This is a genomic window from Legionella jamestowniensis, from assembly GCF_001467745.1.
Taxonomy (GTDB): domain Bacteria; phylum Pseudomonadota; class Gammaproteobacteria; order Legionellales; family Legionellaceae; genus Tatlockia; species Tatlockia jamestowniensis.
The window spans coordinates 1,939,169-1,952,016 of sequence record NZ_LNYG01000013.1; the positions used below are offsets into that span (position 1 = coordinate 1,939,169).

A 12,848-nucleotide genomic window follows, 5' to 3' on the forward strand; every position below is an offset into this window, starting at 1 on the left:
GCCCTAAATAGTTTGCTCAGGCGCAATTGCTTTCGACAGCAGGTCACTGAGGTCATAGTTAATACTTGCTACACAAAAATCTGGCTCGACGGTAAAAGGCTTTTTTATATAAAACGGCCCTTCGAATTCTTCTCCATCGACAATGACTATGGCAAGCATAAATTTGTCTGCTTGGTTTAGGCCGTAAATAATTTCGTTACGGCTAACCGTGATGGTGTTTTGACCTTTGGCCCGTCCTTTCACTTCAATATGCCTATCTTGTCTTATTGAACCATCTGCATTTGTAGGTGGGCGCGAGGTAACATCCCAACCACATTTTTCGGTACCTACATCCTTTACCTCAAAGCCAAAACTGCGCTCGGTATCAATCACTGCATTCATTGCGATACTCTCTATTCGAGAACGGAATTCAGCATCGACACTAAATTGCGTTTCGCCTTTGCGATGAGCCAACAAGCCTTTAGGAATGACTAATGCTCCCCCTATTACCACTGGGGTGCTGGATACCACATTTTTCAGTGCTTCCAGTTCGGCTTTTCGTTGTTCTAATCGAGCGGTGAGTTCATCTACTCGGCGACGCGCCATTTCGGGTTGCATGCGTGGCTGTTTGCCGGCATTTACATCGTCTTGAAGTTTAATGTAACGGTCAGACCAATAGTTGATCTCCTTTACCAGTCGTTCATTTACTGCTGCGAGGGTTTTATTGGCCTGGCGTTCGCGACGCTCTTTTACTTCAGTGTAATGCTCCGGTACTAACTTTAGTGAAGCGTGGTTTAGTGCCAATGCTTCTAGCTTGTTGTTTAACCAAGGAGCATTCAGAATATCGCTAATCAGGTCATGGTCGTAATCATCGATAGGCTGTAGATCTAAGTGGGGTGCCCAGCCTGCATTAATGGTATTACCTCTTTCATCAATTTCTATGAACTCTAAACGTCGAGAGGCGATTTTGATTGAGTTACCGCCTTCTCTTACTGTGTGATCCAACATAAACAGCACTTTGGGGTCTAGGCCATCGTCATTTGGATCAACCAGTACTGCACCTTGTTTTAGTTTGGAACGGTGGGCTTCTAATACCAAATCGGTTGCAGAATGCATCAATGGGTGCAAAGGGTGAATCATTTCCGCCATGGGTTTGCCTTGCTGGCGAACATGGTTCTTTTCAAAGCAGATGCGTTCGTACTTGCGTAACACGGGTGTTCTTGTTTCACCAATGATGCGATCACGTTCACGAATGGCAGCAGGAACATGGCGTATTTCAAAGCGGCCAGGCTCACGATTACGCATCTCTCCACCCAAGATTTGAAAGGCTTCCGTGAAAAAGGCGCGGATAAAGTATGGCTGAAGTTTACGCGCTTCTGCTTTTTCCATTTCTGCTTTTACCGCATAGAGCTCTTCGAGTCCCATATGCTGCTCAACCAAAGCGTTACGACGAAGGATTTCTTTTAGGTGTTCGGAATCAAGCGCAGAATCGATCACTTCATTCATCTTGGCCCTAGTTTCTGGTGCCTCGCCGTATCGAATGGCATCAACAAGTAAATCTTTTAATGAGACATTGTCAAAGGCCTCACCAAGCACGTCGAAAACTTTTCCTCCCAATGCTTCTTTTTCGATTTCTATTTTGTCAAAGAGCTTTTTGAACACCTCGCCTTCACGAGTTTCAGAAGCGACAATGTTCCAGAGGTGGCAAACTTCGGTTTGACCAATACGGTGGATACGACCAAAGCGCTGTTCAAGGCGATTGGGGTTCCAGGGCAGGTCGTAATTGACCATGAGATTGGCGTTTTGTAGGTTAACACCTTCGCCCGCAGCATCGGTGGCGATGAGTACAATTACTTCGGGGTCGTTGCGGAATTCTTCCTGCACTTTGCGCCGTTCATCTCGATTGGTGCCGCCATAAATGGTGCGAACAGCGTTTTCGTTACCGAGCATGTCTCCAACACGCTTGGCCAGGTAATTCAGGGTGTCTTTATGTTCTGTAAAGATTATCAGTTTGCGACGAGCACCGCTGGTTGTGAGCATTTCTGGTTTGTCTTGTAAAAGGTAGGAGAGTTCTTCCCACTTTTTATCGTTACCTGATTGGACGACTTTGAGCGCTTGATTCTCAAGATCCTTCAGGATAAGTATTTCGGCTTCTAGTTCAGGGATGGTTTCTGATGCAGAAGCTTGGTCGACCACTTGCTCTGAAAGAATCTCATATTCTTCTGCACTTAAATCTTCATCTATTTCATCGAAATTATCAGGTAAATCAATTTGTTTTTTAAGGTTGTATCCACCTAGTGTTTCGGCAACATTATCCTTTTTAACTGTCTGTCCTCGGGCCATTAGCTTCGTTTCTTCCAGGCGATCTTCCAAACGTTTACGGCGACGTTTCAGCGATTGATAGATTGCTTCTGGGCTGGACGCGAGCCTCCGTTGCAACATGGTTAATGCAAAACCGACATTATTTTTCTTTTTACTGTCGAGGTTGTCGGCGCGGTTCATCTCTTCACGAACATAGGTGGTGACCTGTTCGTAAAGTGACGCCTCCATAGGAGAGAGTTCATAGTTGGCGGTATAGGCTCTACGCTCCGGGAAAAGTGGTGTACCGTCAAACTTAAGCAATTCTTCTTTAACCATGCGGCGCATCATATCTGATACGTCAACCTTGTGAGCACCTTCTCGGAATTTGCCATAGAAGCGGTCGCCATCCAGTAAGGAAAGCCAAGTTTGGAAATCTTCTTCTTTACCATTGTGCGGAGTTGCTGTCATCAACAAGAAATGGCGGGTAATTGAGCCGAGCATTTCACCTAGCTGAAAACGTTTGGTCTTGTTGATCTTTGATCCGAAATAACTGGCCGATAGTTTATGTGCCTCATCAACAATGATTATGTCCCATTCAGTGTTTTTAAGCTTTTCTTGGAGTTCTTCGTTTCGAGACAATTGATCCAAACGACAGATAAGTTGGTCGGCTTCATCAAAGTAGTTGCCTGAAGCGCATTGCTCTTGTTTTTCCCGGCTGAAAATATCAAAGGTGACGCCAAACTTTTCTAATAATTCATCTTGCCACTGTTCGGTTAGAGAGCCAGGTGAAACGATGAGTATACGCTTGGCATCGCCACGCATGATGAGCTCACGAATTAACAGGCCTGCCATAATGGTTTTACCGGAACCTGGATCATCTGCCAGCACAAAACGCAGCGGTTGTTTGGGAAGCATGGCCTCGTAAACGGCAGATATCTGATGTGGCAGTGGCTCCACGTTTGATGTATGTACTGCCATCATAGGGTCAAATAAGGCTGCTTGGCTAATTCGGTAAGCTTCCAGTCCAAGCTTGAATTCCGCTCCCGGGGCGTCAAATGCCCATGGCCGGCCAATAGTGGCTAGTTCAAGGCGAGCCTCATCCGAACGAAACAGCATTTGCTCACCGAGATTGCCTTGGCTGTCTTTATAATAGACCGTGATAGCTGCATCACCGATTGGCTCTACCTGTACTACGCGCACAATCTCTTCTGCTTGGATGCCGCGAACCTGTGCGTCTTTTTTAATATCTTCTAACTTTAACATATATCAGATTCTTGTTTTGATCCTTTTTTAATCCAACTATCAACCTCATTAATTTTGAATTTCCAAAGGCGCCCAATCTTACTGGCAGGCATGCCTCTTTCATTAATCCATTTGTAGACAGTATCTCTTTTAACGCCGAGGTACTCGCCAATTTCATCAACAGATAACCATCTATCATTCATTGCTCTTCTCTTATGATTATTTTTGCAATATAGAAACAAGTATAGCCAATGAAAAACTAGATTACATTAGGCTAAAGAGGTTTAAATCGGGCTTATATTAATGAGTTTATTTTGATCAATCAATTTTAAAGCATAATAATAGTCAAAGTGTGCTAATTTTGATTTATTTGGTGAGTGGATCTGTTCTTTAAGTCTCAAAAACAATAGAACAGATCAGGCATGATAGAATTAAAAACGTTAATGGCTAATCAGCATAGTGAAATAATGAAATAGGCTGTGTGCTTTCGATGGTCCTAAGAATTCTTTTCCAGCCAATACATGACTGAGTACTAAGGGGCTGGATTCAAGTATTTGAGCCAGGTCTTTGCAGTCCAATTTACTGTATGACAGAATATAATCAATCAAATATTTCTGAGTATCTTTTTTTAGTTGAAACTTAAGATCAATAACAGGTTCTGCAACCTCGATAAAACATTCCATGTAACATCCTCGCTTTCATATTATTACGGCATAGTCCAGTCGAAAAACAGTAAACCATAGCCACATTATCGATAAAATTAGTTTTTTTACATGGAAAAGATCAGAGGTAAAATGCAATTCTGAACTATTTGTTATCAATTGTTATTGTTTGATACTCCTTTTTTATGCAGCTGTTATCGCTTCCGATAACCCTGAATCTGTTTTTTGGTCAATAACAGGTTTAATTCTTTTGGCAATTAAGTAAAGGAAAACAGCGCCCATTAGTGCCCAGAAACCTAGGTGGTTAAAAACCTGCTGATAATCTCCATTGGAAATCAATGGATTCGTGGATTCACCTTTAGTCATGGCATTGGAAAAGTAATGTGATAATGATGCAGATACTCCTGATACCATCATCCAGGTGCCCATGAGCACGCCTTGTAATTGTGGTGGAGAAATTCTGCCGATCATGGCATATCCTACTGGTCCTATCAGTAACTCTGCAATTGCTTGAGTAGTAAAATGGAGCATCACCCAATAAACACTGACATATCCATTGTTATCGGCAGAAAGGGTGCCGATGGATAACAAGAAGAAAGATCCTGCGAGTATTAGAAAGGCCCAGATAAATTGTGTGGTTATAGATACATTGTATCCTTTTGCTTGCAGTCTTGTTAACAGTATTGATAATAATGGGGCACCTATAATAATTACGATGGCATTGATATTCAAAATCCATTGGGTCGCCATTTCATAGTGGAACAAATGTTTATCGACATTGTTTTTAATGAATAGGGTGACGCCCATTGGGCCAGTGAAGTAGATCATCCAGAACAGGATTGATGTTACAGTTAGGATTAGAAAAGTCATAATCTTGTGCTTATCCAAAGTCGATTTTTGCTGGTAGCCAAGGTATAAAATGACAAAAAACATAATAATGCTGAGTCCTACTACAACTCCATTGCTGAACTGGGCTTTATGAAAACAAAGTAAGGTAAATGGGATAAGGGCTATTATAATTCCCCAGCCAATAGACTTTTTGATATTCAGTGAAGCCTTACTTGTAACTTTAATTAAAGGAGTATCGCGATCATTCAAGTTCGACCAATATCCCCACATAAGCAAAAGTGTGATTAAATTTGGAATTATGCTGGCATAGAGCAGTGTTTGATATTGATTGGAGTAATCACAAAAGCCGCTTATGATATAGCCAGCGCAAAAGCCTACATTCATGTAGGAATAGCTCAAGAAAAAGGCTTTATCTCTGCGGTTATCAGCTGGGTCAAAGCGTTGTGTCAGTATACTGTTGTATGCGGTAGTGTTTAGGCCACATCCTACCAGAAATAAACTCAGTCCGAGAAAAAGCAACGACTTAACTGAAAGTGCCAAAAGTAAAATACCAATCGTTTGTATGGCTGTGGTTATCAAAAATAAGGCTCGGTTGCTTAGATATTGTCCACCAACCACTCCGCCGAGTAAATGCAGAACATAGTTAAATGCTAGAAATAGCCCAACAATACTGTTTGAAAGGGTATTAGACAATCCTAATTGTTTAGTGAGAAACAGAGATAATGAGGAATATAGAATTGCGTAGGAAAAGGTTGAAAAAGCCTGTATTAAATACAGTGGCATGATTCCTTTTGGCATTTTTTCTGGTGACAACATATTTTTTCCCTAAAACTATTTTGGAAGGTGACTCTACCATTAAAAATGGATAAACTTAATCCCTTTCTGCAATTATCCTGATTTTAAAGGGAGGATAATTGATATGTAATTGTTGTATGGGTGTTTAGGAATGAACAAAATTATTAGAGTTTCATGGAATGAAATCAAGCATCAAGTAAAGCAAGTCAACGAATCGATATATCGTGTTATTGAAGAAATTAAACCCGACCAAAAAATACCATTCTTTGTAGCTCGTTATAAATTTGGTGAACATTTCGGTATTAAAAATCATGCTTATCTGCCAACAATTAGTGGCCAAATGGAAAAGATTGACTGTAAGCATACCGATAATGAATTATTCAATCATCTTGGTTATGGCAAAAATAGTCTGCCTTTGGGCTTAATACTGGATAAGTTTTGCGAGTGGCATTATTTTGGTGAAGATGATCGCCTCTTTCCAGATTGTGTCCAGGGACCTGGTGCAATTTTTAATATGCAGGTTATTTTTGATGAGGATCAGACTGTAGATAACAATGTACTTTCTGTCTCATCTGGTGCGCTTTCATCCTTTTTATTACCAAATATCGGTTGCAAAAGAAAGCATGCAAGAATTCAGAAATATTTTAATGTTGCTGTTCCGGCTCCCAAGTCTCCTTACGAACATTACTTGGTATTCAAGGAGATATTGAAGGATAAAAATACCATTGATAACTGGTATAGCGAGATTCTTTATTTTTCCGAGCAGTTTATTAATGAAGTTAAACATAATGATAAATGGCTCAAGCTGAAACTATACTTCTCGGAGTCGTTAAGGAAAAAGCTAACGCAAAATACTTACGATGCTTCTTGTAACGATTTATTCCTTAGTGCCAAGAGTATTAATCGTTTCAGACCTACTCCATTCATCATGGATACTGCAAAATATATTTTTAATATTTGCATGGGTTCTGGAATCGGTGTGAAGCCAGCAGTTGATGAACAATACTTTCCAGTTAAAACGATTCAGAAAATTTATAATGAGTGTTATGACTTAGAATACACAGCCACTGTAATGGTGCCGTCGGCTTTGAATAGTCAGTCTGATAGTGTTTACTATCCCTTACAGTGTCCCTTTGCCAAGATTAATACTTTTAAAACCAATCAAAGCAACAGTGCTTATAGTGAGCTGGAAATGTTGAAAAATGTACTGTTGGCTTATCAGTCGGAGTTTACTGCAGATAATAGTTCTGCTTTTGGAAGTCCGCTTTATCATGTAAGCAAACAAACAGAGTTTTCCTTTTACCATTACAAATCCTTTAGTAATAAAAACATTAATAGTTCTGAAGAAATAGAGAGTGCAGATAACAGATTTGCTTTTTCTTATTGCAGCGATAAAACGCAATTTGCCAGCGATGCGAAGTTGTTTAGAGGGTGTGTAAAATTAAGAAAACAATGAAGCTATATATTTGAGTATATTGATATGGAACTTTGAATAATTGACTGGTATAGTAGTGAAAAATACGTTATCAAGGAAAGCTCGTGAAGAATAGTCCATTTCAACAAAGAACACCGTTAATAGATGGTAATTCACTGATTCGTATACCGCAGCATGAAGCTTATAAAGAGCTTGAGAAGTTTGCTAAAAATCCAAATGAACAAGAGAGGGAAGTTGGAATTGTCTTACCTGTTGGTTGTGGTAAATCAGGGTGTATAACTTTAGCTCCCTTCGCATTTAGTTCTGCCCGTACACTTGTCATTGCCCCTGGATTGAATATTGCGAAGCAGCTATATAATGATTTTGATCCATCAATTTCCAGCATGTTTTACATCAAGTGTCGTATCTTAGATGGCCAACCTTACCCAGAGCCAGTTGAAATTCGAGGTAAAACTACTAATCTTGCAGATCTTGAAGAAGCTGATGTTGTTCTTACAAACATTCAACAACTACAAAGACAAAATAATCATTGGCTGCAAAATCTTCCTCATGACTTTTTTGATCTCATTTTATTCGATGAGGGACATCACAGCGTGGCCGATAGTTGGCACACATTAAAGACAAAGTTTCCAAATGCCAGAATTGTCAATTTTAGCGCGACACCTCTTCGTGCGGATGGTCAGCTTATGGCTGGCCGTATTTTATATTCTTTCCCTATTTATCGAGCGATTCAAGAAGGGTATGTTAAACGCCTTAAAGCTATTGTTCTTAATCCAAAAACGTTACGTTATGTGCGGCGCGCAGATGCACAAGAAATTGAGGTTAGTCTCGATGAAGTTCGTCAACTGGGTGAGCAGGATGCTGATTTTAGACGCAGCATTGTAACATCAAGTGAAACATTAAACACAATTGTTGATGCATCGATTCGAGAGCTTGATAAACTTAGAGAAGGTACAGGTGAAAAACGGTTAAAAATTATTGCTTCTGCTCTTAATTATGAACACTGCCGGCAAATTGTTGAGGCATATAATGCTCGAGGGCGGCGTGCTGATTATGTGCATTCCATTGAAGAAAGCAATGCTAATAAAAAGGTAATGGATCGTTTAGAAAATCATGAGCTGGATGTCATTGTACAGGTTCGTAAGCTAGGGGAAGGGTTTGATCATCCTTACCTATCAGTGGCAGCAGTATTCAGTATATTTGCTAATTTATCCCCTTTTGTTCAATTTGTTGGCCGAATAATGCGCGTCATTAAACAAAATGCTCCTAGTGATGTGCTTAATCAAGGTACAGTCATATTTCATGCTGGTGCAAATGTTGCCCGGAGGTGGGAAGATTTTCAACAATATAGTGAGGCAGATAGAGAGTATTTTGATGCGCTATTGCCAATGGAGGGGCTTAATTTTAGTTCATCAGATGAGCTTCAGGTTGAGATCCAGCCACAAGTTTTCGAAGATAAATATGGTTGTGAGGTACGTAGTCAATCAGAGATTCATATAGAAGAAATACCGCTTATTACCAATGATCCCGAAGCGTTAAAAGCTCTTCAGCTCTTAAAAGCTAAAGGTTATTCCTTAGAGCAAGTCCATGAGGCGTATGAGTTAATCCCAATTCCTGTGACACGGGTTCGACAGCGGCAAGCAAAACGTAATAGTTTAGATACTTGGGCGCGCACAGAAACAGGCCGAATTTTAGCGGAAAAAAGTTTAAACTCACACGGAAGAGATTTAGATAGAAAACATCTTGGTAAAACAAATTTTGTGGTAATTAAATCCACGATTGATCGCCATATTAATGAATTAGTTGGCCATAAGGCAGGTGAAAGGCATGAATTTAATAAGCAAGAACTAGAAAAAATTGAGCAAAATTTTTCTGCTATTTTGGATGCTGTTACTAAGGAGATTTTTGATGCCGAGGATTAAATCTCTTATTACTAGGTTTAATATTGATGAGGCTCAGAAAGCCCATAATTGTCAAGCTAACAACAAACATCGAATAGAGAAGGGAAATAAGCGCCTTAAGGTTAGTAATCAGCGTAGCTGGGATCATTATTGTTTGGATTGTGGAAAAAAGATCGTGCAACGCGATATAGTTAAACTACAAAAACTTCTTGAGGAACTTAATTAACTAATTAAATTTTATATTTTTATATACAGTTAAGAGAAAAGATGAAAATTGGTTATGTGAGAATATTTAAAGCTGAAGATAGGCAATTACTCAAGCTACAAATCGATTCACTTATTAAGTATGGAGTTGAACGAGTAAATATTTATCAAGATTTAGTTTCTGATAAAAGTGAATATTTTCCAGGATTAGATGCTTGTCTGAGAGCTTTGCATAAAGGTGATATTTTAGTCGTATGGAAATTAGATCGTTTAGCTCGGGATCTAAATCATTTGATTAATATCGTTCAGGACATTTCTGCACAAGGTGGTGATTTTAAGGTATTAACTGGGTCGAAAGCGATCGACACCTCTAAGGATTCAGGTAAGTTCATATTTTATATTTTTGCTGCTTTAGCTGAATTTGAACAAGAGGTAATTCAAGAACAGAAAATAATTGGTTTGAAGTTAGCTAGAGCGAGAGGAAAAAATGGTGGGCGGAAATTTCTACTTACGAAAGAGCAAGTAACGCTTGCACAAGAGTCTATGCAACAAAAAGATACAAACGTTAGTACCCTGTGTAAAGAACTTGGAATATCTAAACAAACTCTATATCGCTATATTAGTCCAGAAGGCAATCTTCGAGAGTATGGAAAAAATGTTCTGGGTGTCTAATTAATTTTAATAAAGATAAGGCTTTAGCTTATTGATATATGGATAATTTTTTTATCATTATATAGATATATTTTGGATTTAAGTAAGCGGTTGTATTTGACTAAACATCATCAGCTAGTTCGATTATTTGTCATCCTATTGTATAGCTTAAAACAATTAGGTATTCATCATTTTAGTATTAAATCATCAACTGTTAGATTTAGTAGCCTCAAGTACTTGTTGCTTATAGGTTTATTTTCGATTGGTGGAATGTATGCTGTTGTTATTAAGGAAATATCAAATTGATCCATATGACCGAGCTGTATCCATTCTATCCTAGGAGAGCAAGTGGGGAGGGAAGGTGCCTCATAAAGACAGATTGAGTAGTCTTCTGGATAATAGTCAATTAAATAGTCTTTTAGAATTGATAAGTTGTTAGTTTTTTTCCCATCAGTTCTACCAAAGTTTGACACTTGCCAAAGTATTAAATGCGCCCGCACATCAATGCACCGTTCAAATAATACCAACTCTGTAGCTTCTATCGAAAAACAACCCTGATCACCTGGGTCAATTTCAAGATCGCTAAACAAGCAGTCCTGGGCTGATACTGCAGGTAAAATAATGGCTTCACCACCATTTTTTTTAATTTGTCTTACTGCATTAAGTGCCGAATCTGCAAAGAAAGTAGGATGACCGTAAAAAACAACGCATAAAATTGAAACCTTCTTATATTGTTCAATAATGTAATTTGTCAGAGACTGATATGCTTCAATTCTTTTTTCGCTGCTAAAATAGATGGAATCCAATGATTCAGAGTTTTTAGCTTCTCGTTGAATCCATTGTTTTAGGTTATCTTCATTTACAAGATAAAGTACCTTATCAGCATTTTGGATAACACGTTTTGTTTCTTCGGTTAGATGGGAAATCGATTTTATTCCCGATCCTACTACTATAAGTTTATGCATTAATTCGTTTTTGATTCTCTATGATATTGCTATCAACTTTGTAGGAATTTTGTATTGAAACTATTTTATTGGCATTAGCCTGTCTTTGTTTATTTTGATTGATATTTAAGAATAAGTCTTTATTGTTTACTAAATACTCATTCCCTACAGCATATTCAAGTTTGTCCATTAAACTCATTTTGATGCCACCTTATATTAAATTCTGATAGCCATTGTACAAATAAAATTCTTATAGGTATAGCCTAAAAAAATATTTGCAGTGATGTGCTCAATATGCTCTAATAAATACTCGAAACGAGTATTTTGATTTTATGAGTTACAGGAGTTGAGAAATCATGGGCAATATTCACCTAATCCCCCGACTAATCCGCTTAAGAGATGCCCCAACCTATGTAGGTATGGATCGCCATCGATTTAATAAAGATGTTAGACCTAACTTGGTTGAAATTCCAATGGGAGTTCAGGGAGTTGCATTTGATCGACTTGATTTAGACGCCTGGGTGGACGATTATATACAGTGTAGTGGTCGTCCTGCGGTAACCAAGCAGAGGAGTTTGGAACAATGGGACGAAAAAAATCGCCGGGTCTCTTCAAAAGAGGTGACTATTGGCACATCGATAAAGCGGTCTTTGGATGCAGAATTCGAGAAAGCACTGGTACGGGCAACCTCGAAGAAGCAGAAAAATACTTTGCAAAACGTTTAGAAGAAATAAGGCAAGCGAGTGTGTTTGGGGTAAGACCCAAGCGCACATTTATGGAAGCTGCTATTAAATTTCTGGATGAAAACCAACATAAGCGCAGCATCAGTGATGATGCAGGGCGTTTACGTGTACTGGTTCAATATATCGGAAAAATGCCTTTAGACTCTATTCATATGGGAACTTTACAGCCATTTATTGATGGGCGACGTCAGGATCAGGTTAAAACAAGAACGATTAATCATGGTCTAAAAATAGTGCGTCGTATTTGTAATCTGGCTGCAACCGAGTGGATTGATGAATTTGGGCTAACTTGGTTGTTGAATGCACCCAAAATTAAACTATTGCCAGAAGATGATTTGCGAAAGCCCTATCCGCTAAGTTGGGATGAACAACACAGGCTTTTTGCCGAGTTGCCATCGCATTTGGAGCAAATGGCACTATTTGCGGTGAATACGGGATGCAGAGAGAGTGAAGTATGTCACTTGCAATGGGATTGGGAAATTAAGATCCCTCAATTGTCACACTTAATGGTGTTCATCATTCCGCCTGAAATGGTTAAAAATGGTGAAGAGCGCTTGGTTGTCTGTAATCAAACGGCAAAATCGGTAGTCGATAACCAAAGAGGAAAACATAAGCAGTTTGTTTTTACCTTTAAGGGCAATCCGGTTACCCGTATAAATAATACAGGCTGGAAAGAGGCTCGCAAGAAAGCTGGTTTGGAGTTTGTGCGTGTTCATGATCTGAAACACACCTTTGGCAGACGCTTACGTTCTGTTGGTGTGAGCTTTGAAGACAGGCAAGATCTGCTTGGGCATCGTTCAGGTCGTATTACAACGCATTACTCATCAGCCGAATTGCAAAATCTATATGAAGCTGGAAACAAGGTTTGCGAAAAGCAACAAAGTGGGGTAGTTCTCACTTTGCTTCGTAATCCAAATAATAGGAAAGAAAAAGATACATCTCATGGGCGTAAGGTAGTTAGTTTATGAGTTTGTGTCTACTGTGCCCCACAAAATCCCCACAATGGTTTTTGAGGGGTCGGGATAGTCGATTGCAAGTTATTGATTTTACTGGTTTTAATTGGTGGGCCCACTAGGACTTGAACCTAGGACCAACGGATTATGAGTCCGCTGCTCTAACCAACTGAGCTATGGGCCCGGAGA

General features: G+C 39.3%; 12 protein-coding genes and 1 tRNA gene. 6 read left to right on the top strand and 7 right to left on the bottom strand.

Annotated features, from left to right (window positions below; all coding sequences use genetic code 11):
- Positions 1-3: 3 nt before the first annotated feature.
- From Ljam_RS12955 to Ljam_RS12970, 4 genes are all read right to left on the bottom strand, one after another.
- Positions 4-3,543: a helicase-related protein gene (locus Ljam_RS12955; protein ID WP_058450413.1), complete on the bottom strand. Its 3,540-nt coding sequence runs from the start codon at positions 3,541-3,543 to the stop codon at positions 4-6.
- On the bottom strand, positions 3,537-3,725 hold the full coding sequence (locus tag Ljam_RS12960; protein ID WP_058450414.1) for a helix-turn-helix domain-containing protein: 189 nt from the start codon (positions 3,723-3,725) through the stop codon (positions 3,537-3,539). The genes Ljam_RS12955 and Ljam_RS12960 overlap by 7 nt, the downstream gene beginning before the upstream one ends.
- Before the next feature lie 237 nt (positions 3,726-3,962).
- On the bottom strand, positions 3,963-4,205 hold the full coding sequence (locus Ljam_RS12965) for a hypothetical protein (protein WP_058450415.1): 243 nt from the start codon (positions 4,203-4,205) through the stop codon (positions 3,963-3,965).
- Between the two features lie 162 nt (positions 4,206-4,367).
- Entirely contained in the window at positions 4,368-5,849 is a 1,482-nt protein-coding gene (locus Ljam_RS12970) for a peptide MFS transporter (RefSeq protein WP_058450416.1), read from the bottom strand.
- A 130-nt stretch (positions 5,850-5,979) separates the two neighbouring features.
- Here Ljam_RS12970 and Ljam_RS12975 point away from each other — a divergent pair, with 130 nt between their 5' ends.
- The 4 genes from Ljam_RS12975 to Ljam_RS12990 all read left to right on the top strand — a co-directional run bounded on the left by Ljam_RS12975 (position 5,980) and on the right by Ljam_RS12990 (position 10,040).
- A complete protein-coding gene (locus tag Ljam_RS12975; RefSeq protein ID WP_058450417.1) occupies positions 5,980-7,284 on the top strand; it encodes a hypothetical protein in 1,305 nt (434 codons plus the stop codon).
- Between the two features lie 83 nt (positions 7,285-7,367).
- Positions 7,368-9,185 carry a DEAD/DEAH box helicase gene (locus Ljam_RS12980; protein WP_058450418.1) on the top strand — a complete coding sequence of 606 codons (1,818 nt, stop codon included), beginning with the start codon at positions 7,368-7,370 and terminating at the stop codon, positions 9,183-9,185.
- A complete protein-coding gene (locus Ljam_RS12985; protein WP_058450419.1) occupies positions 9,172-9,390 on the top strand; it encodes a hypothetical protein in 219 nt (72 codons plus the stop codon). Before Ljam_RS12980 ends, Ljam_RS12985 begins: the two co-directional genes overlap by 14 nt.
- Positions 9,391-9,431: 41 nt before the next feature.
- Positions 9,432-10,040, top strand: a complete 609-nt coding sequence (locus Ljam_RS12990; protein ID WP_058450420.1) for a recombinase family protein — start codon at positions 9,432-9,434, stop codon at positions 10,038-10,040.
- 167 nt (positions 10,041-10,207) lie between these two features.
- Here Ljam_RS12990 and Ljam_RS12995 read toward each other — a convergent pair whose 3' ends face one another.
- Both Ljam_RS12995 and Ljam_RS13000 read right to left on the bottom strand, forming a co-directional pair.
- Positions 10,208-10,984, bottom strand: coding sequence for an SAM-dependent methyltransferase (locus Ljam_RS12995; protein ID WP_058450421.1), 777 nt, complete (start codon positions 10,982-10,984; stop codon positions 10,208-10,210).
- On the bottom strand, positions 10,977-11,153 hold the full coding sequence (locus Ljam_RS13000) for a hypothetical protein (protein WP_338011349.1): 177 nt from the start codon (positions 11,151-11,153) through the stop codon (positions 10,977-10,979). The genes Ljam_RS12995 and Ljam_RS13000 overlap by 8 nt, the downstream gene beginning before the upstream one ends.
- A 166-nt stretch (positions 11,154-11,319) precedes the next feature.
- On the opposite strand from Ljam_RS13000, the gene Ljam_RS15555 reads away from it, so the two are divergent.
- Together Ljam_RS15555 and Ljam_RS13010 are read left to right on the top strand one after the other, a co-directional pair.
- Positions 11,320-11,688 carry a hypothetical protein gene (locus Ljam_RS15555; RefSeq protein ID WP_058450423.1) on the top strand — a complete coding sequence of 123 codons (369 nt, stop codon included), beginning with the start codon at positions 11,320-11,322 and terminating at the stop codon, positions 11,686-11,688.
- Positions 11,689-11,738: 50 nt separating this feature from the next.
- Positions 11,739-12,674, top strand: coding sequence for a tyrosine-type recombinase/integrase (locus Ljam_RS13010; protein WP_058450424.1), 936 nt, complete (start codon positions 11,739-11,741; stop codon positions 12,672-12,674).
- A gap of 92 nt (positions 12,675-12,766) precedes the next feature.
- Here the strand turns inward: Ljam_RS13010 and Ljam_RS13015 are convergent.
- A tRNA-Ile gene (locus Ljam_RS13015) sits at positions 12,767-12,843 on the bottom strand.
- Between the last annotated feature and the right edge of the window lie 5 nt (positions 12,844-12,848).